Genomic DNA, 23,149 nt, shown 5'->3' with positions numbered 1-23,149 from the left:
TTGTGGGAGCGGGCTTGCTCGCGAAAGCGGTGTGTCAGTTGACGGTGATGTTGGATGTACAGGCCCCTTCGCGAGCAAGCCCGCTCCCACAGTGGATTATGGGTATATGCAGGATTTGTGTTCACCAGCGGCTCGTCTTGTGGGAGCGGGCTTGCTCGCGAAAGCGGTGTGTCAGTTGACGGTGATGTTGGATGTACAGGCCCCTTCGCGAGCAAGCCCGCTCCCACAGTGGATTATGGGTATATGCAGGATTTGTGTTCACCACCAGACCTGTGGGAGCGAGCCTGCTCGCGATGGCGGCCTACCAGGCGAATCCCTGGAATCAGTCTTCCTTGCGAATGGTGGCCACATCATCGGCGCGGACCCGGACTTGTCTGCCGGAAATATCCTCGAACTCATAGAAACCATCGACGGTGCGGGTGTTGGGGGTGTCCTTGGTCAAATACTGGGTGCCGTTCTGCAAAGTCACTACAGTGGGCGACGCGCAGCCAGCCAGCGCCAGAAATGCCACGGCAACCAGGGGCAGGCCCACAAACTTCATGTTCATAACCATAACCTCTCAAATCCAAAGGACACGGAGCAGCTGATTCGACCGCGCCATCACATTAGCTAACCGCCATTGGTCTCGCTTGTTGTAGGAAAGTTCATCGCTAGCTGAAGGATTTCACCTTAAATATAGGAGACCGTTCATCTTTTGCGGTTGCCTGGCGGGTTTACAGCTGTTATCTGTATGCATAACCAGTACCTCGACATCCTTGGCGTTTCTTTCCGTGGCAGCCCGCTCTCTCGACGATCCGTTTTACTACTTGAACAACTTCCAGCAAGTGCTCGCGTGGTTGACCCAGCGTTATGCCGATGTGCTCAGCCGCGCAGAGCAGCGCTTCATCGCCGATTTCGCGGTGCTACCCCGTGCGTCCCAGGGCTTGCTGGTGCGGATGGTGATGCGCAAAGGGTTGCGGTTCCGTCATAACAAGCTGAACTACTCGGAAATCGGCGACATTGGCGTCGCCGTCGAGCCTTTGCTGGCGCTGGGTTGGGTCGAGGAACAGGCCCCGGTCGGGCTCGTCGAACTGTTCGAGGTGTTGCTCAAGGCGGAGATCCTCCAGTGCCTGGGCCACTTGATCGAACACCCCAAGGCCAAAAAGACCGACTGGCTCCAGGCCCTGGCGGATCAATCCAGCCCACCTCGGCCGTTCCGTGCCTGGTGTCCGCAGCTCGATGATCGGCTGTACAGCCTGACGATCATGAACCTGTGCGACAGGCTGCGCTTGATGTTCTTCGGCAATCTTTACCAGGATTGGTCGGAATTCGTCCTGGCGGACCTGGGCATCTTCACCTACGAAACCGTCGAATTCAGCACCGAGTCACGGGGCTTGCGCAGCCGCGAAGACGTCGATGCCTGCCTGTTCCTCCACGATTGCCAGCAGCGCTTCGAAGCCGGCGAGCCCGCGGAGGAGATCGTCGCCCAAGTCAACGACCTGTCCCTGGATAATCCATGGCTGGAACGGCGCCGGGGCAAGTTGTTGTTCCAGATCGGCCAGTACGGCGAGCGCATCGGCGATTTCGCCTTGGCCTTGTGCATCTATCGCGATTGCACCTACCCAGGCGCGCGGCTGCGGAGGATCCGGGTGCTGGAGCGCATGGGCGAATATGCCTTGGCCCTTGAACTGGGTGAGGCGGCGGCGCAGGCACCGCAAAGCGCCGCCGAAACCCAGGCGTTGCTGCGAATTTTGCCTCGCCTGCGGCGCAAGCTGGGCGGCCCGCCAGTGCCACGGACAATCGCCCGGGAGGTGGAGCGCCTGGACCTGCTCCTGCCGCGCGTCGATCCGGCCTTGTCGGTGGAGTACCACGTCCAGGCGCATTTACACGACGAAACCGCGCCGGTGCATTACGTCGAGAACAGCCTGATCAATTCGCTGTTCGGCCTGTTGTGCTGGCCGGCGATTTTCGCACCGTTGCCGGGCGCGTTTTTCCACCCGTTCCAGCGCGGGCCGGTGGACCTGCTCAACGAAGACTTCCATGCCCGTCGCGCCGAGTCGTTCGCGGCCTGCCTGGCGGAGTTGGACGATGGTCGCTATCGGCGGACCATCGGCCGCCGTTACCTCGAAAAATGGGGCGTGCAATCGCCGTTCGTATTCTGGGGCGCGTTGTCCGAATCCTTGCTGGAGCAGGCCCTCGATTGCCTGCCGGCCGAACACCTCAAACACTGGTTCCAGCGCCTGCTGCTCGACATCAAGGCCAACCGTGCCGGGATGCCGGACTTGATCCAGTTCTGGCCGCAGCACAAGGCCTACCGCATGATCGAAGTCAAAGGCCCCGGCGATCGCCTGCAAGATAACCAACTGCGCTGGCTGGAGTTCTGTCATGAGCACCAGATGCCCGTCGCTGTCTGTTATGTGCAATGGGCGGAGTCCGCCATCGCGAGCGAGCTCGCTCCTACAGGGGGTGAACCTTGTGGGAATGAGCAGGGGGATGCACCACCGATCCCCTGTGGGAGCGAGCCTGCTCGCGATGGGGCCCCATGACTCCGGCGCAGAGCTACAGCATCGCCGTGCGAGCACTGTGTGAGTTCACCGCCAAGGTGGGTGACCTGGACCTGCGCTTCACGCCGTCGCCGACGGCCCTGGAAGGCATTGCCGGCCACCGCACCGTCGCTTCGCGGCGCAGCGAGGGGTATCAGGCTGAGGTGGCCCTGGAAGGTCAGTTCCAGACACTGAAAGTCAAAGGCCGGGCCGACGGCTATGACCCGGCCTGCCAATTCCTTGAAGAAGTGAAGACCTACCGGGGCGACCTGAGCAAACAGCCGGCCAACCATCGCCAGTTGCATTGGGCCCAGGCAAAAATCTATGGCTGGCTGATGTGCCAGAAGCTGCAACTGACGCACATCGACGTGGCCCTGGTGTATTTCGACATCGTCAGCGAAAAGGAAACCCGCTTCGCGCAACGCTTCGAGGCACGACAACTGCAAATTTTCTTCGAGGAACAATGCGCGTCGTTCCTGGCCTGGGCCGAGCAGGAAATGGCCCATCGACAGGCGCGTAACCTCGGCGCCCAGGCGCTGGTATTTCCCCATGCGGGTTTCAGGCCGGGGCAACGGCACTTGGCCGAATCGGTATTCAAGGCGGTCAGCACCGGCCGCTGCCTGATGGCCCAGGCGCCCACCGGCATCGGCAAGACCGTTGGCACCTTGTTCCCGATGCTCAAGGCCCTGGCGCCACAGCAACTGGACAAGGTCTACTTCCTCACGGCGAAAACCCCAGGACGAAAATTGGCCCTGGATGCGGCACGCGTGATCACCGACAGCGCGCCGTCGATGCCGTTGCGGGTGTTGGAAATGATCGCCCGGGACAAGGCCTGCGAGCACCCGGACAAAGCCTGCCATGGCGAATCCTGCCCGCTGGCCCGTGGGTTCTATGACCGCCTGCCGGGCGCCCGGGCAGCGGCGAGTCGGGTCGCCATGCTCGATCAGGCGGCGTTGCGCGAGATTGCCCTGGCCCATGAGGTATGCCCGTATTACCTCAGCCAGGAAATGGCCCGTTGGACCGACGTGGTGGTCGCCGACTACAACTATTACTTCGACTTCAGTGCCTTGCTCTTTGGCCTGGCCCAGGCCAATAACTGGACTATCGCGACCCTGGTGGACGAGGCCCATAACCTGGTTGAGCGTGGACGGCAGATGTACAGCGCGACCCTCGACCAGGCTACGTTGAGCGGCGTGCGCAAGACCGCCCCCGAAGCGCTGAAGAAATCCCTGGAACGGGTCAATCGCCAGTGGAACGCTTTGCATGCGCCCCAGGTGGCGGCCTACCAGGCCTATGAAAAACTTCCGGAAAAACTGCTCCAGGCCTTGGCCACCTGTACCACCGCCATTGGCGATTACCTCAACGATCATCCCCAGGGCCTGGACAGCGCACTGCAGGCGTTTTACTTCGACGCCTTGCAGTTCGGCCGGGTGGCAGAAACCTTCGACGAGCACTTCCTGTTCGACATCCACAAGCGTGAGCTCGGCCGCCAGCGCAGCCTTTCGACGCTGTGCCTGCGCAATGTGGTGCCGGCGGCGTTCCTGCGGCCCAGGCTGACGGCGGCCCGCAGCACCGTGCTGTTCTCGGCGACCCTGAGCCCTCGGCATTACTACGCGGATTTGCTGGGGACGCCGGGCGACACGGTGTGGATCGATGTGGAGTCGCCGTTCAAGGCCGAACAGTTGGACGTACAGGTCGTCAGCCGCATCTCCACGCGTTTTGCCCATCGCCAGGCGTCCCTGGAGCCGATCGTCACGTTGATGGCCCGCCAGTTCAGCGAACGCCCGGGCAACTACCTGGCTTTTTTCAGCAGCTTCGATTACTTGCAGCAAGTGGCCGGGCTGTTTGCCGAGCGATACCCACGGATTGACCTCTGGACGCAATCGCGGGGCATGGGCGAAGCCCCTCGGCAGGCGTTTCTCGAGCGGTTCATGGAGCACAGCCAGGGTATTGGCTTTGCGGTGCTGGGCGGGGCGTTCGGGGAGGGCATCGACTTGCCGGGCTCACGCCTGATTGGCGCGTTCATCGCCACTTTGGGGCTGGCGCAGTTCAACCCGGTCAATGAGCAGATGAAACAACGCATGGCGGCGATTTTTGGCGACGGCTACGATTACACCTACCTGTATCCGGGGCTGCAAAAAGTCGTACAGGCGGCCGGCCGGGTCATCCGTACCCAACAGGATCGTGGGGTGGTGATGCTGATCGACGATCGATTCGGCGAGGCCAGGGTGCAGCAACTGTTGCCGCGCTGGTGGTCGGTCAAGACGGAAACACACAAATTCCCTTGTGGGAGCGGGCTTGCTCGCGAAGGCGTCGGTCCATTTGGCGTCAATGTAGACTGACCCACCGCTTTCGCGAGCAAGCCCGCTCCCACAGGCAACGCTGTTCACTTAAGACGGTCTGGATCCCATGGCGAGGGAGCTTGCTCCCGCCGGGCTGCGTAGCGGCCCCTTCACCTCCTAGGCTCAATAGTTTTTCCTGACGCCAGACTTGTTCCATAATCCGCAAAAAATCCACACGGATGCCCCGGCCAGATGCTTGAGAACGCCCCCAAGACCCCGCTCATCAATGAGGAACAGCGCTTTCGCCTGCTCATCGACGCGGTGGTCGACTACGCCATCTACATGACCGACCCTTCGGGCATCATCACCAGCTGGAACTCCGGTGCCAGGCGTTTCAAAGGCTACGAGGAAGCCGAGATCCTGGGCCAGCATTTCTCCCGCTTCTACACCGACCAGGACCGCGCCGCCGGCCTGCCGCAACGGGCGCTGGACACGGCCGTGCGCGAGGGACGTTTCGAAGGCGAGGGCTGGCGAGTGCGCAAGGACGGCACGCTGTTCTGGTCCCATGTGGTGATCGATCCGATCATCGACAGCCAGAGCGGCACCTTGCTCGGTTTCGCCAAGATCACCCGCGACCTGACCGACCGCAAAATGGCCGAGGAAACCCTCAAGCAAAGCGAGCAGCAATTCCGCCTGCTGGTGCAAAGCGTCACCGACTACGCCATCTACATGCTCGACCCGGAAGGCCAGGTCACCAATTGGAACCAGGGAGCACAGCGGATCAAGGGGTATCTGCCGGTGGAAGCCATCGGTCGGCATTTCTCGATGTTCTACACCCCCGAGGATCGCAATGCCGGCGAGCCGCAGCGGGCGTTGAGCATCGCTGCCAGCGAAGGACGTTTCGAGAAAAAAGGCTGGCGCATGCGCAAGGATGGCACGCGATTCATGGCCCACGTGGTCATCGATGCGATTCGCAGCGATACCGGCACGCTGTTGGGGTTTGCCAAGATCACCCGCGACATCACCGATGCCACCCAGGCCCAGCAGGCCCTCGAGCAGGCCCGCGAGGCACTGTTCCAATCCCAGAAGTTGCAAGCCATCGGCCAACTCACCGGTGGCATTGCCCATGATTTCAATAATCTGTTGACCGTGATCCTTGGCAACCTGGAAATCGTGCGCAAGCGCATGCCCGGCGAGCCGAAACTCACTCAATTGCTGGACAACGCGACCCAGGGCGCGCTGCGCGGGGTTTCGTTGACCCAACGCATGCTGGCGTTTGCCCGTCGGCAGAAGCTGACCTACGAATCGGTCGAGCTGGCGGCCCTGGTGCAGGGCATCAGCGGCCTGCTGCAAAGCTCTCTGGGGCCGTCGATACACATCCAGACCCGTTTCGCCGAGGCGCTGTCGCCGGTGCTGGCGGATGTCAACCAACTGGAGCTGGCGATTCTCAACCTGGCGACCAATGCCCGGGACGCCATGCCCCATGGCGGCCAGATCATCATCGCCGCCGATGAGCGGCAAGGGGCTGATGCCACCCCGGACAAGCCGATGGCCCCCGGGCGCTTCATTTGCCTGACGATAACCGATGAGGGCGAAGGCATGGACGAGGCCACCCTGGCTTCGGCCGTGGATCCGTTCTTCACCACCAAAGGCGTCGGCAAGGGCACCGGTCTTGGGTTGTCGATGGTGCATGGCTTGGCGGAACAGCTGGGTGGCCGCCTGACACTCAAAAGCCAGAAAGGTGTCGGTACCACTGCCGAACTGTGGTTGCCAGTGGCCGGCGATGCGGCGCCTGGTAAAGCGGCGGTCGAGGAAGTGGCGCCGCCGGTCCATGAATTGAAAGTGCTGGTGGTCGACGACGACAGCCTGGTGCTGACCAGCACGCGCCTGTTGATCGAAGACCTGGGGCACCGAGTCCTTTGCGCGCCGTCGGGGGCCCAGGCGCTGGAACTGTATGAGCGCAACCTGGACATCGACCTGGTGATCACCGACATGGCCATGCCGCAGATGGACGGCGCGCAGTTGGCGAAATTGTTGCGCGACCGCCAACCGACCCTGCCCATCATCCTGGCCACCGGTTATGCCGAACGTCTGGAAGGTTTCGCCGCGCAACTGCCTCGGCTGATCAAGCCGTTCAAGCAGATCGATTTGATGCAGATCATTGGGCAGACGATGAAATAGCCAGGAAGGTATTCGTCTCCAGTGGCGAGGGAGCTTGCTCCCGCTGGGCTGCGAAGCGGCCCCAAAAGCAAGCGAGCGCTACGCGCCCGAGCGGGAGCAAGCTCCCTCGCCACAAGAGCAGCCGCATTCGCCTATTCGGTGTTCTTCTTGAACCCGCGCAAATTCATCGCACACAGGCAAAACTGCAACACGATCAGCGCATACGCATCCGTATGCAAACCCCAAATCACCCACAAAATATTGCTCGCGATAAAACAACTGAAGCCCGCCACCCGACGTCGGGGTTGGCGAGAGCCGATCAGCCAGGCGGCCAGCACCGTCACGAGCATCGCTGGCCATTGCACCCATCCAAGATAATCCACGCAAACAGTCCTCTTGCCCTTACGCACTAGAGACCGTTGCCGTTGGGCAGCGTTTCCTCGGATTTCGCGGCACCTGTGGTCCATTGGCTTGAACTTGCCGTGCGCCGGGCTCTTCTAATGTGTCCGAATCATCACCGAGGCACAGCCTGCGCAATGCCCAGAATACTCACCGGGCCCACCCCGGACGAAGAACTGACGGAACACAACGCCAAATTGTTCGGCTCGCCCAAGGAGCGACTGGATTTCTATCGTCGGGAGATCCAATACGAAACCAGTATCCTGGCCAATCGAACCGATGCTTACCTGGCCGCCCAATCCTTCCTGGTGATCGCCTTTGCCTCCTGCATGGCCAACCTGAACCCGGAGTGGGGCAAGTTGTTCACATTGATCGTGCCGCCATTCCTGGCTTTGCTGGGCTTCCTGAGTTCCCTCAACGCCTGGCCGGGCATCAAGGCCGCCTACGAGATCATCGATCATTGGCATTTCAAGCAGAGCGAACTGTTGCGCGCCGAACCCTTGATGGGCCTGGCCTACGACGAGTCGCCGTTGTTCAGCGAGCGGGAATCGACCCACAAGGGGTACCGCAAGTCCTTGCTGTTTTCGCTGCGTACCCCGTGGATCTTTGCCACGTTCTGGGTGTTGCTGGGGGCGTATTCGGTTTATATCCAAGTGAGCGATCCTGGCGGTTAAGCCCCCGTTCTTGAGGACAAACATCATTGTGGCGAGGGGATTTAGCGAAACGTCGCACCGCCCCGCTGTGGGAGCAAAGCTTGCTCGCGATGCAGGCGCCTCGGTTCCAGAGAAACCGCGTTGTTTTTATCGCGGGCAAGCCTTGCTCCCACAGATAAATCCCCTCGCCACAACAGCATTCATCTCCTGCCATAGTGCTTCAACCCGGCCACACTGCCTCACCTCGGCTGCTTACGGCGCTCATACCACACCAACGTGGGCTGGGTGCTCAACCCATGGACCAGAATGCTCAAGGCCACCACCGACAGGGTGAGGTTGATGCACAGTTGCGCCACGTCTGGCGGCAGGTCATGGTTCAAGGCGAAAAACAGGTAGAACAGGCTGCCGATCCCGCGGATGCCAAACCAGCCGATCAGCAGCCGTTGATGGCCATCGAGCAATCGCCGCCAGGGCACCACCAGCACACTCAACGGGCGAATCACGACAAACAACAGGGCGCCGACCGCCACCGCCCGCCAGTCCCAGTGGTTGGCCAGCACGACACCCAGCAAGGTGACCAGGAACACCTCCATTGATCGCTCCACCAGGCTGCCGAACGCCAGCATGTCACTCATCATGACCCCGGCGGCCAATTGACTGTCGTCCAGCGACTCGGTGTCGCCCACGACAGCTTGTTGGGGATCGACGGTTTCGTGGCCCACCACCGGTTGCACCAAGTGTTCCGCGGGCGGGGCCGATTCATCGGTGGATTTGACCTCGGCCTGGCGCAACCCCAGGCCGGCGGCGAACACCGAGAGAAACCCGTAGCCCTGGATCCACTCGGCCACGACGTAAGCCAGGGCAATCAGCGCCAGGGCCAGGTAGTCGTTAGGCGACAAGGTGCTGTCGGCATTCCTGATGCGCATCGACAAGGTCAGCCTGCCAATGCCGCGACCCATCCAGTAGCCAACCAGCAGACCGGCCGGCACGGCCCACAGGACGTCGCTCAGCAGCCATTCACCGAGAAAACCGCTGCCGTCTTCACGCAGCATCAACAGACCGAGGATCACGAAGGGAAACGCGGTGCCGTCGTTCAGTCCCGCTTCACCCGACAGGCCGAACCGCACCCGGTCGTCATCCCGGGCATCGTTGACTTGCACCAGCGCCGCCAGCACCGGGTCGGTGGGCGCCAGCACCGCGCCGATCAGCATCGACACGCCCCAACTCAGGCCCAACAGATAGTGCAGCGCCAGGCACAGGCCGCCGATGCACAGGATCATCACCGGCCCGGCCAGCCCATAGGCCACGCGCCAGGTCCGGTCGTTGAGGGGCAGGCGCAACTTGAGGCCGCTGACGAACAGCGAAAACACCACCGCGACTTCCGTGAGGTGCTCCATCCAGACCGACGAGTCGCTGATGTCCAGCTTCAGCACGTCCAACCCCATCGGCCCGATAGCTACGCCCAGCGCCAGACACATCGCCGAGGTAGTGACCGGCATCCAGCGCAGATAAGAGGAGGTCAGGGCCAGGGTCAGCAACACCGCGCCGAGCACCGCTACCCATACTGTGAATGTCATCGTTGCTCCTTGGATGCGCAACATCCTTGTGGCGAGGGGATTTAGCAAACGTCGCACCGTCCCCCTGTGGGAGCAAAGCTTGCTCGCGACGCAGGCGCCTCAGTTTCAGAGAGACCGCGTTGTTTTTATCGCGGGCAAGCCTTGCTCCCACAGAAAAATCCCCTCGCCACAAGGGTGTTCACTCGCTGGGATTGGCACGCTTGCCCTCATTCGAGGGCTGAAGCGAAACGAGGGTTCCCATCATCTACGCACCGCCCCGTTTATCCGCCTGCCGTTCAACTCAAGGGAATTTTTCGCCGTTTCCAGCGCTCTGCAACAGAAGAGACGTTCTGATTCAGCGTCCGCCGAGAACCCAAGAGGCCCTTATGACTGCGCTGACACCCCTCCAATCCCAGCCTGCCACCGTGCGCCCTATCATCCATAACGGCCAGGTGCGCCAATGCTATGAACGGCTGCTTCAGGGCCCCGACGACGCTGACAAACAAGCCGTCGCACAAGCGTTCCTCCAGCAGTGCATCGCGATGGCTGCGGTGCTACCCCAAGAGATGCCCGATGACCCGGCGGCGCTATTGGCCTGGGTCGAGCACCACAGCGCCGGCGTCGCCCGGCAATACGCGGATTACCTGGAACGGCGCAAAAGCGGCGGCCCGCGAGAGTTCTTCAGCAACAAGGCCCATGCCCTGTATTTCCTGCAAGCCGTTGCACCGACCAAACGGGTCGACGGCGCCTGGCTCTACGGCGTGCTCAAGCACTGGCACGACCACCGTTTCGAAGGGTTGCTGTGCACCTACCTGGAAGAGCTGGGGGATGGTCATCCCGCGCAAAACCACGTGGTGCTCTATCGCAAGTTGCTCGCCGAACATGACCTGTCGGACGCCCCGGACATCGACGATGACCTGTATCTGCAAGGCACCGTGCAACTGGCCCTGGGTTATGCCGGCGACGAGTACCTGCCGGAGGTGATCGGCTACAACCTGGGCTACGAACAACTGCCCCTGCATTTGTTGATCAGTGCCTATGAGCTGAGCGAACTGGATATCGATCCGTACTATTTCACCCTCCACGTCACCATCGACAACGCCAGCACTGGCCACGCCCACAAGGCCGTGCAGGCGCTGATGCAACTGATGCCGATGGAAGCCGACCGCGAAGCGTTTTGGCAGCGAGTTACCCTGGGCTATCGCCTCAACGACCTGGGGCAGGGCAGCCGGGCCATCATCGGCGCGTTCGACCTGGATCGCGAAGTGCTGGAGATGCTCGAGCGCAAACGCCCGTTCGGCCAGCACATGCATTCCGATTACTGCAAGTTCGAAGGCAAGACCGTCAACCAGTGGCTTTCGGAACCGGGCCAGTTGCAAGGGTTCCTGGCGGCGATGCAGAACAAAGGCTGGATCAAGCGTCATGAAGATCCGCAAAGCAGCCGTTTCTGGACACTGATCGACGGGCCAGGCGCGGCCATGTTCGGGGTGTTCAGCCCCTACGAAAAACAACTGCTGCACGACTGGATTGCCGGTGACTGGCGGGATGAGGGCGCGAAATCCGCTGCCCGGCGTGGTTCGGGCGCCGTGTGTGAGCCCGTGACGCCGACGGACGATCCCGATGTGCAAAGTCTGCAACAGGCCCTGCAAGGCCGCACGCCGGACGAGCAGATGCAGGTCCTGATGCCCTGGCTTTGCGCTCGCTGCCACAGCCATCCGGCCGGACTGTTGGCGACTCGCCGGTTCATCGAACTCAAATCCGCACTTCGCTAGGGAGCCCTGCATGACTGAGGAAGCACGCCTGTCCGAACCGGACCTTGCGCTGTTACAACTTGGCCGACGCCTGCAAGCCGACGGCTACCGTTTCATCACCCCGACGCCGCTGACCCACGAACGGGTCAACCAGCGGCCCGGCAATGAGCGTTCCAAGACCTTGCGGGACGTGTTCGGCTGGTCGCGGCCGTTTGCGCCGGGGCTGATCAGCGCCGATGAACAGCGGCAACTGCAAGACGCCCAGGTGCTGGAAGCACGTGATGGCTTGCTGTATAGCCGGGTGCGCTGGTCAAGCCTGGATGGCTTGCTGTTTGCCCATTCGCAATTTCCCACCCAAGCCAATGATGCGGTGTTTTTCGGTCCTGACAGCTACCGCTTCGCCCAACTGATCCATACTCATTTGCAGCAGAACTTCACCGCCGTGCAGCGCGCCGTGGACATCGGTTGCGGCGCCGGTGTCGGTGCCATCGTGATTGCCCGCGCCCGCCGTGAAGCGCAAGTGCTGGCCGTGGACATCAACCCTCAAGCCCTGCGCCTGTGCGCGGTGAACGCCGCGCTGGCGGAGGTGGCCAACGTCGAGGTCAGCCGCAGCGACGTGCTGCAAGACGTGGTCGGCGACTTCGACCTGATCGTCGCCAACCCGCCGTACATGGCCGATCCCTCCGAGCGCGCCTATCGCCACGGTGGCGGAACATTGGGCGCCGGGCTGTCGCTGCGCATCGTCGAGCAGGCCTTGCCCCGGCTTACACCAGGCGGCTCGCTGGTGCTCTACACCGGCGTGGCGATGGTGGACGGACGCGACCCGTTCCTGGAAGCGCTGGGGCAATGGCGTGACTCGGCGGATTTCGGCTGGACCTACAAGGAATTGGACCCGGATGTGTTCGGTGAGGAACTGCTCACGCCGGGTTATCAGGACGTGGAAAGGATCGCCGTGGTGGCGTTGGTTGTAACCCGCATTGGCGCAGGTCTCGGCGGGGCTAACGGAGGGACTATCGATGAACAGGCGCATGAAGTTCGGCGTTGAAGAGGAGTATTTCATCACTGATCTGCAAACCCGTTGCATGCCAGGTGACCCCCCCGCGCAAGTGATCGCGGCGTGCCAGGCCGAACTGGGCAAGCATTTCGCCCATGAAATGTTCCAATGCCAGGTGGAGATGGCCTCGCCCATCTTTCGCAGCCTGCCCGAAGCGGCCGATTACCTGGCCCAGGTGCGCAGCGGCCTGACCAAGCGCTTGGCCGAGCATGGCCTGGGCCTGCTCAGCGCGGGCTCGCATCCGATGGCCACCCAGGTGCTGCAGCCCACCGATGAGCTGCATTTCCAGCAATTGTTCGATGACTATCAGCGGGTGGCGCGGCGCAGCGTGCTCTCGGGCCTGCACGTCCACGTGGAAGTGCCCGCGACCCAGGACCGGGTGCGGGTGATGAATGAGATCCTGCCGTGGTTGCCAATGTTCTTGGCCCTGAGCGCCTCGTCGCCATTCTGGAACGGCGGCAACAGTGGTTTCAGCAGCTATCGACAAGTCGCTTGCGATGAATGGCCGCGCATGGGCGTACCGGAGTATTTCGAAGATGAGTCGGCGTTTGCCGGCTACGTGGACATGCTCATGCGCACCGGTTCCATTCGCCAGGCCAGCGATTGCTGGTGGGTGATACGACCTTCGTCACGTTATCCCACGCTGGAGCTGCGCATTTGCGATGCCTGCCCTCGGGCAGAGGACGTGCTGTGCCTGGTCTCGCTGTTTCGCCTGATGGTGGCCCATGCCGTCACGCTGCGCCGGCCCGGCGCCCACTACAGTCAGATGTCCCAGTGGATCCTCAAGGAAAATCGCTGGCGGGCCAAGCGCCACGGGATTCTCGCGGAGTTTATCGTCGAGGGGCAGGAGCAACCGATGCTGATCGGTGAATGGCTCACCCTGGCGGAGCAGACCTTCGGTGAAACCGCTGCCGAGTTGGGCGTTCAGGACGTGTTCAAGCAGGCCCGCCGGATCGTCCAGGAAGGCTCCAGCGCCGATCGGCAGATCGTGCTCTACGAACAAGGCCTGCTACTGGGCGATTCGGTCGAACAGGCCCTGAGCCGCGTGGTCGATCAATTGCTTGCGGAAACCGCCGGGATGCCCGTCGCCGACCCAGCGCTGCAACAAGTGGCAGGTGGACCATGAGTAGCAAGACCCTGGATGACTACAACCGCATGCGCGATTTCGCCGCCACCCCGGAGCCGGCGGCGAAACGCTCACGAAAATCGGCAAAAAGCGCCCATGCCTTGCAGTTCTGCATTCAGAAGCATGATGCCACGCGCTTGCATTATGACTTCCGGCTGGAACTGGACGGCGCGCTCAAGAGCTGGGCAGTGCCCAAGGGACCCTCCCTGGACCCGAAGGCCAAGCGCCTGGCCGTGCATGTCGAGGATCATCCGCTGGATTACGCGACGTTCGAGGGCAGCATCCCTGAAGGCCACTACGGAGCTGGCGAGGTCATCGTCTGGGACCGGGGTGTCTGGATTCCCCAAGGGGATCCCCACGAGGCCTACGCCAAAGGCCGGCTCAAGTTCGAGCTGCAAGGCGAAAAACTCAGCGGCCTGTGGAACCTGGTGCGTACCCACATGCCCGGCAAGCAGGAGCAATGGTTCCTGATCAAGCACCAGGACCAAGCGGCCCGCCCCGAGAGCGAATACGATGTGGTCCAGGCCGAGCCGGACAGCGTGCTCAGCGATCGCACCATCGTGCCCAAGCGCCGAGGCAAGGCCGCAGCGGCCAAAGCGGTGAAAAAACCGGAAAAAGCCGCCCAGCCGAAATCACCCAAGCGCACCTCGAAAACCACCCTCAGCGGCGCAGTTGCCGGGCCACTGCCGGAAACTCTCAAGCCGGAATTGGCCACGCTGGTGGAAAGCGCGCCCGACGGCGAATGGCTCTATGAGATCAAGTTCGACGGTTACCGGGTCATGGCACGCATCGAAAACGGCGACGTCAGGCTGCTGACCCGCAACGGCCATGACTGGACCCACAAGTTGCCAAGACAGGCCGAGGCCTTGGCCGCGCTGGGGCTGGAATCGGCCTGGCTCGACGGCGAGATGGTGGTGGCCAACGAGGAGGGCGTGCCGGACTTCCAGGCCCTGCAAAATGCCTTCGAGGCCGGCAGCAGCGGCAAGATCGCCTATTACCTGTTCGACATGCCTTATCTCAATGGCATGGACTTGCGCAAAGTGCCGGTGCAAGAACGCCGGGCCGCCTTGGCCGCGGTACTGGAGCCCAACGAAAGCCCCTTGCTGCGGTTTTCCGATGCGTTTGAGGAAACCCCCGATGCGCTGCTCAACAGCGCCTGCCAGATGAGGATGGAAGGGCTGATCGGCAAGCGCGTCGGCAGTGCCTATGTGTCCAGGCGCAGCAATGACTGGATCAAGCTCAAGTGCAAGAATCGCCAGGAGTTCGTGGTGGTGGGCTTCAGCGATCCCAAGGGCGCGCGAAGTGCCTTTGGTGCCTTGCTGCTGGGGCTGCACGATGCCGACAGCGGCCAGTTGCGCTACGCCGGCAAGGTCGGCACCGGGTTCAACGAAACCACCCTTAAAAGCATCTACCAGCAGCTGTTGCCCCTGGAGACGAAAAAGCCCGCCGTGGTGAATCCGCCCACCGGCTACGAAGCCAAGGGCGTGCACTGGCTCGAACCGACGTTGTTGGCCGAGGTGGCTTTTGCCGAAATGACCAAGGAAGGCTCGGTGCGCCATGCGGTTTTCCATGGCTTGCGCGACGACAAGCCGGCCGAGGCCATTACCCAGGAGCTTGCCAAACCCGTGAAGAAAACCACCGCAACGAAGAAAACCAGCACCCAGGACGCGCCTGAAGCGACGACGGCCAAGGGCAAGTCGAAGGCAAAAGCCAAGGCGCCGGCCATGGACGGCAAAGTGCGTATCACCCACCCGGACCGGGTCATCGACGCTAGCAGCGGCACCACCAAGCTGCAATTGGCCGAGTACTACGCCAGCGTGGCGGAATTTATCCTGCCGGAACTGGCGGAGCGCCCGGTGGCCCTGGTCCGGGCGCCGGAAGGCATCGCCGGCGAGCTGTTTTTCCAGAAGAACCCCGAGCGCCTGGCGATTCCCGGTATCACCAGCCTGGACAAGGACCTGACCGGGCAACCGGTGATGATCATCAATAACGCCGAAGCGCTGATCGGCGCGGTGCAGATGAGTACGGTGGAACTGCACACTTGGAACGCCACGTCCGTCGACCTGGACAAGCCCGACCGCTTCGTCCTCGACCTTGACCCGGACCCGGCGCTGCCTTGGAAAAGCATGGTCGAGGCGACGCAACTCACGTTATCGGTGCTCGATGAGCTGGGGCTCAAGGCGTTCCTCAAGACCAGCGGCGGCAAGGGCATCCATGTGGTGGTGCCGTTGACGCGCAAGCTGGGTTGGGATGAGGTGAAGGGGTTTAGCCATGCGATTGTCAGTCATATGGCCAAGTTGCTGCCGGACCGGTTTTCGGCGGTGTCCGGGCCGAAGAATCGGGTGGGGCGGATCTTTATCGATTACCTGCGTAATGGGCTGGGGGCTACCACCATCTGCGCGTATGCCGCCCGGACTCGGGAAGGGCTGCCGGTGTCGGTGCCGATTTTTCGTGAGGAGGTGGCTGAGCTCAAGGGGGCCAATCTTTGGAATGTGCACAATGTGCATGAGCGTCTGGCGGAGGTGGGGCATGAGCCTTGGGCTGGGCTGAAGAAGACCCGGCAGAGTATTACGGCTGAGATGCGTAGGCGTATTGGTATGAGGAAGATTTAAGGTATTGGGGTCTGTTACATCCATGTGACTGAACCCCCGCCATCGCGAGCAGGCTCGCTCCCACACTGGATTTTCGGCAGCCACACAATTCATGTGCCCCCAGCCCCCTGTGGGAGCGAGCCTGCTCGCGAAGAGGCCAGCAGGCCCAACATCGATGTGACTGAACCACCGCGATCGCGAGCAGGCTCGCTCCCACATTGGATCTTCAGCAGGCACGAAGTCCATGTACACCGTGAAATCTGTGGGAGCGAGCTTGCTCGCGATGGGGCCGCACATCCAACATCTTTATTGCCTGAGAGCGCAGCCCGACTCAATAAACCTGCGAACGCAACAACTGCTCAATCGTATCAATCAGCTCATCATAGGAAACCGGCTTGCCAATGTGCTGATCAAACCCCGACTGCCGGGACTTCTGCATATCCACCGACGCCCCGTACCCCGTCAATGCAATGGCCGGAATGTGTTTGACATGGGGCAACTTGCGCAATGCCTGCATCAACTCATGCCCGTTCATCACCGGCATGCCCAAGTCAGAAATCACCACATCGAAACGGGCGTCCCGGGCACTTTGCAAGGCCTCTTGCGGCAGGTCGAAGGCGAGGACCTGGGCGTCTTCCATCTCCAACAGCAGTTTGAGGGTGTCCAGCACTTCGGGAGAGTCATCCACCAGTAGAACGGTCAGCCCGCTCAGGCGACCGGATTGCTCACTGCTGGGCGCTTGCTTGGCTTGTGGCTCCTCCGCCTTGCTCAACGGCAGGCGAATGGTAAACGTGCAGCCCTTGCCCAACCCATCGGACTTGACCTCCACGCTGCCGCCATGGGCCTCGGTCAACTGCCGCACCAGGGACAGGCCGATGCCCAGTCCTTCGCGTTGATGGGTCGCATGCTGCGTCTCGGCCTGGCCGAACAGGTCGAATACTTCGTTCAAATGCTCGGCCTCGATGCCCACGCCGGAGTCCTTGACGTCCAGCCGCGCCATGCTGCCGTCCTGGCTGGCGATCAACTGCACGCGCCCGCCGTTGGGGGTGAATTTCAGGGCATTGTTCACCAAGTTCCAGATGACCTGCTCCAACCGGGTCGGGTCGGCGTTAATGATCAGCGCGCCGGGCCCATCGGGCAGTTCCAGGGTCACCTTGTTCGGGTGATTGTCATTGATCACCACCGTATAGATGTCCTGGAGCACCCGGCCCAGGTCCACCGCCTGGCGCTTGAGCTTGAGCTTGCCGGTGCGCACCCGTGCCACGTCGAGCAAGTCATCGATGATTCGCGCCTGGCTGGTCACGGCGTCACAGATGGTGTTGACGGCCTTGGCCGCGGCGCTGACGGTCTTGGTCACCGGCAAGCGCCGTAGCAGTTCGGCGTTGAGCTGGATGAGGTTCAGCGGGTGCTTGAGTTCGTGGGACATGACCGCGAAAAACTCGTCCTTCAGGTGGCTGGTGTTCTGGGTTTCCATCAGCCGTTGGGTCTGTTCTTCATGCAGGCGTTTGTGGCCGGTCAGGTCGCGGGCGATTTTCACGTAGCCCTGCAGGTGGGTGCCTTGCAGCAAGGTGACCTCGCCACTGCAGAAGAAGCGGCTGCCGTCCTTGCGCAGGTGCCAGCGCTCGTCCTCGCTGCGCCCGTTGGTCCGGGCCAGCCTCAATTCGTTTTCCGGCACGCCGTCGGCGCGGTCCTGGGGCGAGAAGATGAAGTCGTAATAGGCGCCCTCGGCTTCGGCCTTGGAGTGGCCGAAGATCAATTCGGCGCCCGTGTTCCAGCGGGTGATCACGCCGTGTTCATCCAGCAGGATGATCGCGTAGTCCCGGGTGCTTTCGGCCACCAGTCGCATGCGTTCTTCTCCCAGGCGCAGTTCCTCCTCGGCCGCCCGACGCTTGCTGATGTCGATGAAGGTCAACACCGTGCCGTCGATGTGGTCCTCGCTGGAGCGGTACGGCAGCAGCCGGGCGATGTACCAGCGGCCGTCGTTGCTGCTGACTTCCCGTTCGATCATGTTCAAGGATTCGAACACCTGGGTGGCGTCCGAAGCCATGTCGGCGTAATCCAGGCGATGGGTGATGTCCAGCAGCGAGCGGCCGGTGTCCACCGGCAGCATGCTGAAGATTTCCGTGGCCCTTGGCGTGAACCACTTGATGCGCACGCTGCGGTCGACGAACACCGTGGCGATGTCGGTGGAGGCGATCAGGTTGGTGAGGTAGTCGTTGATCTTGTCGGTTTCTTCAACCTTGGTCTTGAGCTCGTAATTAACCGTCAGCAGCTCTTCATTGATCGACTGGAGTTCTTCCTTGCTAGTCTCCAACTCTTCGGTGGCCGAGCGCAGCTCTTCGTTGATCGCCTGCATTTCCTCATTGGAGGCCTTGAGTTCCTCGCTGGAGACCTCGGCCTGCTCGATGGTGTCCTGCAGATGCAGTTTGGTGCGTTGCAGTTCCCGCTCAAGGTTGGAGAGGACTTGGTTTTCGGTCTGGTTGGCGTTGGATTCAAGCTGTTCGGTCGCGTCGACTTCCACTTCTTCGAAAACGACCAATACGAAGTCACCGTCGGACTGGTCATCGCTATAGGGCTGGGCCAGCAGATCTACCAGGAACCGACGGCCATCTCGTTCAAGGTTGACCTGACGCGACTTGACCGCCTGGCCACTCTGGTTGACCTGGAACAGCGTGGTGCGGATTTCCAGGCGCAACTGCGGATTGATCAACGTCAGCAGATTGCGCGACATCTCGCCGCCGACATGGCGCAGGAAGCGGCCGGCGCTTTCGGACATGTGCAGGATATCGGCATTGGCATCGACGATCATGCTCGGCGGCGCGGAGCGCTCGATGGCGCGCAGGTGGATGTCGGCAAACGAAACCTTGCGTATCGGTGGTGCCAGGGGCGTTGTTGGCGAGGCCGTCGTGCGCACGTAGCCGCCGCGGGGCATGGTCGGTGTGCGACGGCTGCTGGCGGTGCCGTATTTGCTGCGAAAGATCCGGTTGCGCTTGTCCACCGGGGTAAACAGTTCATGGCAGGCATCGGCCGATTCCGACGAACCGAGGAACAGATAGCCGCCTGGTCGCAGGGCGAAGTGGAACATCTGCAGAATTTCGCGCTGGACCTCGCGGTCGAGGTAGATCAGCAGGTTGCGGCAGACGATCAGGTCGATCTGCGAGAAGGGCGGATCCGACAGCAGGTTGTGCTTGGCGAACAGCACCCGCTCGCGGATTTCCTTGCGCACACGATAATTGGCGCCGTCCTTGAGGAAATACTGGCGCAACCGGGTCGGCGGCACGTCGGTAACGATCGCCTCCGGATAGGCGCCGCTACGGCCAACGGTGATGGCTCTTTCGTCGATGTCGGTAGCAAACACTTGCAGCTTGGCGGGACTGGCGTCGTGCACCAGTTGATCGCTGACCAGCATCGCCAAGGTGTAGGCCTCCTCACCGGTGGAACAGCCTGCCGACCACACGCGTACCTCGTCCGGAGGCACGCTGCCGGGCTCGACAGGTTTGAGCAGGCTGGGCAGTACGTCCCGCTCCAGGGCCTCGAAGGCTTCACGATCACGGAAGAAGTTGGTGACACCGATCAGCAGGTCGCCGAGCAAGGACTTGGTTTCATCCGGGTGGTTCTGCAGGTAGGCGTAGTAGGACGGCAAATCCGCCTGGGCGGTGACCTGCATTCGTCGCTCGATACGGCGCAGCACCGTGGCGCGCTTGTAATGCTTGAAATCGTGACCGGTGCCAGCACGCAGTTGCATCAGGATATCCATCAGCGACTGTTCGGCTGCGACGACCTCGCGTTCCGAGGAGGGCTGCTGGGCGTGGATTTCCGGGTCATTGGCGGTGGGCAGGCGGATTTCCTGTGCGTTGCTCCACAGCTCCAGCAATTTCTGCGGTATCTCCGCCACTGGCAGCACCAGATCGACCATCTGGGTATCGATGGCCGCCTGGGGCATGCCGTCGAATTCGGCGTCCGTGGGGGATTGGGCGATGGTTACGCCACCTTGCTCCTTGATCCTCGACAGGCCCACGGCGCCGTCGGAGCCGGTGCCCGAGAGCACCAGGCAAAATGCCCGGTCCTTATGTACGTCCGCCAGGTCAAGAAAAAACAGGTCGATGGCCACGTGCCCGCCCTGGCGCGGTTCGGCCGGGGTGACATGTAGATAGCCATCATTCATGTGCAGGCTTTGGGCGGGAGAGATCACATAGACGTGGTTCTTGCGGATCGGCACCGCATCGGTGACCTGCAGCACCGGCATCTTGGTGGTTTCCTGGATGATCTTGCCGGCCAGGCTCTGATGATCGGGCGCCAGGTGCAGAACGATGACGAACGCCATGCCGTTGTCCTTGGGCATGTGCTCGAAAAATTGCTTGATGGCCTGCAAACCGCCCGCCGAAGCGCCGATTCCCACCACCGGGAAGTTCAGGTCACTGGGGCTCAGCTCTCGTCGCTGCGGCACGTTGGGAGAGCGTTTGCTGGATGATGACATAAATACTTGGCCTTAAAGGGCGGGGCAATCCAGTCCCGCCACATCGAATTCAGGGGGCAAAAACTCGCAGGATAGTCCGGTTGCACGTAGATTGCGAAGACCGCGCACTGCGAAGCCGCCGTCACTGGCATTCTGCGCCCCGAAAATACCCTCAGCCCACCGGCACGCGCAGATATTCCGGCTGCAGGTAGTTGAACCAGAGCAGGATCATTTCCACCAGAATCGTCACCAGAACCAGCAAACCCACGCCCCAGACACTTGCCGAGTACAGCAGGCCTTGTTCTTTCTTGAGGCCCATGAACTTGGGCAATCCGACGGACAGCAGGAAGGTCGAGTAGGCCGATGCCAGCAACAGCACCGCTACGGCCAGCCAACGGCTCGGATACAACCCGAAAATCCCGGCGAGAAAGTAGGGTGTGGCCGTATAGGCGGCGAAACCGATGCATTGGTTGACGGTGGGGCGCACCTCGAAGGTGCGGGACATCCAGCGGATGAACAGCCCCATCAGCGTGACGCCGACCACGATGGTCACGTACAGCAGGGCGCACAATTGAAACGCGCTGGCACTGCTGAGCCGGACCGTTTCGTTTTCCGCCAGGCTCCAACCGGTCCAGGTGGTGCCGATGAACAGGCACACCGCAGGGATCAGCGCGAGTAACAGCAAGTGAGCCAGGTAATGGCGTGGATGGGCCTGTTCCTGTTCGCGGATGTCGGCCCAGGCGAACTCAGGATGCGTGAACAGTTTGACGAAAGGTGCAGACATGACGACCTCCTGATCAGGACGGCCTCTGCATGAGGCCCATGTAGGTTTGAGGTACGGCGACAGACAGGGGTTTCATTTATTTCCAGGATCTGGCTGACGGTGCGATAAAGGGAATGAATCAAAACGGCAGGGGTCAACCCATCAGCATCCCTGAAGGACCGTTTGCCATGACTGTTGCCCAAACCCTGGTTGATTATCTGCGCGAACATGACCTGCGCCTGACCACGGCCGAATCCTGCACCGCCGGGCAGATTGTCACGTTGCTGGCCGAGGTGCCCGGCAGTGGTTCACTGATCGAAAGTGGCTATGTGGTGTATTCCCCTGAAGCCAAGCAGCGCTTGCTCGGCGTGAGCCCACGCACCATCGAGACGTTCAACCTCACCAGTCGGGAAGTCGCCGAGGAGATGGCGCTTGGTGCCTTGCGCGATGCCAATGCCAACGCAGCAGTGGCGACCACCGGCCTGCTCGGGCCAGAGGATAAGGACGGTATACCCGCCGGCACCGTCTGTTTTGCCTGGGCGTTCGAGGTGAATGGCCAGCGCGCCTTGTTCAGTCGCCGCGAGCGGTTCTTCGGCAACCGCAGCCAGGTGCAATTGTGGGCCGCCGAATACGTGTTGCAGCAATTGCCCAGCTTTCACCGGCGCGCCCTGGCCGGTGAGCGCCGATAGGAGGCGACCATGACCGATCAAGACGAGCAGGACGACCACCGCAGCCGCCAATTCCCGGTGCGCGAAGACATGGTCTTCCAGCACAAGGTCTGGCGTTTCGAGCGAGTGGGCTGGTACGTATTGGTGCTGCTGGTGGTCCTGACCTTGCTGGGCCTGTTTTCCCGGGGGCCGTTGAGCGACCGGGAGTTGTACAGCAGCGACGGCAGCCTGGGCGTTGAGTACCAGGCGTTCCACCGCAACGGCTCGGCCAACACCATGACCATCCGGCTCAAGGGCCAACCCAACGCCGTGCTGGAAGTGGCGTTGGGCGGCGATTGGCTGGAAGGTTTCGAGGTGCAAGCGCTGCAACCGCCACCGATGCGCTCAGCGGGCGCGGGGCAGGGCATGACGCTCTGGGTCCAAGCGGATAAGCAAGGGCAGGCCAGCCTGTATCTGTCATTGCTTGGCGAAGGCTTCGGCACCTATCACAGCCGCATCGCCATCCCTGGCGGCGCCACGGTCAGTTTCAAACAGTTCATATTTCCTTAGGTGACCTATGGATTCGGTACTGCGAGCCGCCGCGTTGTACGCGGCATTGATGGTGTTGTTCAAGATCGCCGGACGGCGTTCCCTGGCCGAGATCACCACGTTCGACTTAGTGTTATTGATGATCATCGGCGAGGCCACGCAACAGGCGCTGTTGGGCGATGACTTCTCGATGACTAACGCGCTGATGGTGATCGTGACGCTGATTGCCATCGATGTCGGCTTTTCATTGCTCAAGTTGCGCTCGCAGTGGGTTTCCCGGCTGATCGACGGAGGCCCGACCATCATCGTCGAGGACGGGCGGATCCTCCGTGGTCGGATGCGCCATGCCCGGTTGATCGAGGCGGACATCATGGAGGCCGCGCGCTCCAGCCAAGGCATCGAGACCCTGGAGCAAATCAAGTTTGCGATTATCGAGCGTAACGGGAAGATTTCGGTGATTGCCAAGGAGCCGTCCTGAGCAACGTCGCTAGACACTTTTTGTGGCACGGGGGCTTTTGTGGCGAGGGAGCCCCCGCCGCGTCTTCGACGCTGCGCTGTCGCGCAGCAAACAATTATTCGGCCTAAGATAGGAGGTGCGCGCAGGACAGAGGCCGTAGTTATCACTGGCGTGTTCGCACCC

At 61.6% G+C, this 23,149-nt stretch carries 16 protein-coding genes; 11 read left to right on the top strand and 5 right to left on the bottom strand.

Annotation, left to right across the window (positions count from 1 at the left end):
- Positions 1–322: 322 nt before the first annotated feature.
- Positions 323–547: a YgdI/YgdR family lipoprotein gene (locus J3361_RS10835; RefSeq protein ID WP_207964492.1), complete on the bottom strand. Its 225-nt coding sequence runs from the start codon at positions 545–547 to the stop codon at positions 323–325.
- A 223-nt stretch (positions 548–770) separates the two neighbouring features.
- Here J3361_RS10835 and J3361_RS10830 point away from each other — a divergent pair, with 223 nt between their 5' ends.
- The 3 genes from J3361_RS10830 to J3361_RS10820 all read left to right on the top strand — a co-directional run bounded on the left by J3361_RS10830 (position 771) and on the right by J3361_RS10820 (position 6,985).
- Positions 771–2,525 (top strand): VRR-NUC domain-containing protein, encoded by a 1,755-nt coding sequence (locus J3361_RS10830; protein ID WP_207964490.1) that lies wholly within the window; start codon positions 771–773, stop codon positions 2,523–2,525.
- Complete coding sequence (locus J3361_RS10825) at positions 2,522–4,864, top strand: ATP-dependent DNA helicase (protein ID WP_207964488.1); 2,343 nt, start codon at positions 2,522–2,524, stop codon at positions 4,862–4,864. The genes J3361_RS10830 and J3361_RS10825 overlap by 4 nt, the downstream gene beginning before the upstream one ends.
- Before the next feature lie 192 nt (positions 4,865–5,056).
- Positions 5,057–6,985, top strand: a complete 1,929-nt coding sequence (locus J3361_RS10820) for a PAS domain-containing sensor histidine kinase (RefSeq protein ID WP_207964486.1) — start codon at positions 5,057–5,059, stop codon at positions 6,983–6,985.
- A gap of 131 nt (positions 6,986–7,116) precedes the next feature.
- On the opposite strand, the gene J3361_RS10815 is transcribed toward J3361_RS10820, so the two are convergent.
- Positions 7,117–7,347: a hypothetical protein gene (locus tag J3361_RS10815; RefSeq protein WP_186706776.1), complete on the bottom strand. Its 231-nt coding sequence runs from the start codon at positions 7,345–7,347 to the stop codon at positions 7,117–7,119.
- A gap of 153 nt (positions 7,348–7,500) precedes the next feature.
- Between J3361_RS10815 and J3361_RS10810 the strand changes: the two genes are divergently transcribed.
- Positions 7,501–8,037: a hypothetical protein gene (locus tag J3361_RS10810; protein WP_207964484.1), complete on the top strand. Its 537-nt coding sequence runs from the start codon at positions 7,501–7,503 to the stop codon at positions 8,035–8,037.
- Positions 8,038–8,255: 218 nt separating this feature from the next.
- Here J3361_RS10810 and J3361_RS10805 read toward each other — a convergent pair whose 3' ends face one another.
- Positions 8,256–9,593 carry a cation:proton antiporter gene (locus tag J3361_RS10805; RefSeq protein WP_207964482.1) on the bottom strand — a complete coding sequence of 446 codons (1,338 nt, stop codon included), beginning with the start codon at positions 9,591–9,593 and terminating at the stop codon, positions 8,256–8,258.
- 365 nt (positions 9,594–9,958) lie between these two features.
- Between J3361_RS10805 and J3361_RS10800 the strand changes: the two genes are divergently transcribed.
- The 4 genes from J3361_RS10800 to ligD are packed head-to-tail and all read left to right on the top strand — an operon-like array spanning position 9,959 to position 16,115.
- Positions 9,959–11,344: an iron-containing redox enzyme family protein gene (locus J3361_RS10800; protein ID WP_207964480.1), complete on the top strand. Its 1,386-nt coding sequence runs from the start codon at positions 9,959–9,961 to the stop codon at positions 11,342–11,344.
- Between the two features lie 10 nt (positions 11,345–11,354).
- Positions 11,355–12,368 carry a class I SAM-dependent methyltransferase gene (locus J3361_RS10795; protein ID WP_207964478.1) on the top strand — a complete coding sequence of 338 codons (1,014 nt, stop codon included), beginning with the start codon at positions 11,355–11,357 and terminating at the stop codon, positions 12,366–12,368.
- Entirely contained in the window at positions 12,340–13,503 is a 1,164-nt protein-coding gene (locus J3361_RS10790; RefSeq protein ID WP_207964475.1) for a carboxylate-amine ligase, read from the top strand. Before J3361_RS10795 ends, J3361_RS10790 begins: the two co-directional genes overlap by 29 nt.
- Positions 13,500–16,115, top strand: a complete 2,616-nt coding sequence (gene ligD / locus J3361_RS10785; protein WP_207964473.1) for a DNA ligase D — start codon at positions 13,500–13,502, stop codon at positions 16,113–16,115. The genes J3361_RS10790 and ligD overlap by 4 nt, the downstream gene beginning before the upstream one ends.
- A gap of 310 nt (positions 16,116–16,425) precedes the next feature.
- On the opposite strand, the gene J3361_RS10780 is transcribed toward ligD, so the two are convergent.
- Both J3361_RS10780 and J3361_RS10775 read right to left on the bottom strand, forming a co-directional pair.
- Positions 16,426–20,571: a CheR family methyltransferase gene (locus J3361_RS10780; protein WP_207964471.1), complete on the bottom strand. Its 4,146-nt coding sequence runs from the start codon at positions 20,569–20,571 to the stop codon at positions 16,426–16,428.
- 151 nt (positions 20,572–20,722) lie between these two features.
- The gene (locus tag J3361_RS10775; RefSeq protein ID WP_207964469.1) at positions 20,723–21,334 is read right to left on the bottom strand and encodes a Yip1 family protein; all 612 of its coding nucleotides are present in this window, start codon (positions 21,332–21,334) and stop codon (positions 20,723–20,725) included.
- A gap of 167 nt (positions 21,335–21,501) precedes the next feature.
- Between J3361_RS10775 and J3361_RS10770 the strand changes: the two genes are divergently transcribed.
- Genes J3361_RS10770 through J3361_RS10760 form a run of 3 tightly spaced genes read left to right on the top strand, consistent with a single transcriptional unit; the run spans position 21,502 to position 22,987 of the window.
- On the top strand, positions 21,502–22,002 hold the full coding sequence (locus tag J3361_RS10770) for a CinA family protein (protein ID WP_207964467.1): 501 nt from the start codon (positions 21,502–21,504) through the stop codon (positions 22,000–22,002).
- Between the two features lie 9 nt (positions 22,003–22,011).
- Entirely contained in the window at positions 22,012–22,530 is a 519-nt protein-coding gene (locus J3361_RS10765; protein WP_207964465.1) for a hypothetical protein, read from the top strand.
- A gap of 7 nt (positions 22,531–22,537) precedes the next feature.
- Entirely contained in the window at positions 22,538–22,987 is a 450-nt protein-coding gene (locus J3361_RS10760; RefSeq protein WP_207964463.1) for a YetF domain-containing protein, read from the top strand.
- Positions 22,988–23,149: the final 162 nt, after the last annotated feature.

It is taken from the genome of Pseudomonas sp. OA65 (assembly GCF_017498305.1).
Lineage (GTDB): Bacteria > Pseudomonadota > Gammaproteobacteria > Pseudomonadales > Pseudomonadaceae > Aquipseudomonas > Aquipseudomonas zanjanensis.
Note: the sequence above shows the minus strand (reverse complement) of the source record. Positions and strands in the feature narration are given on the sequence as shown.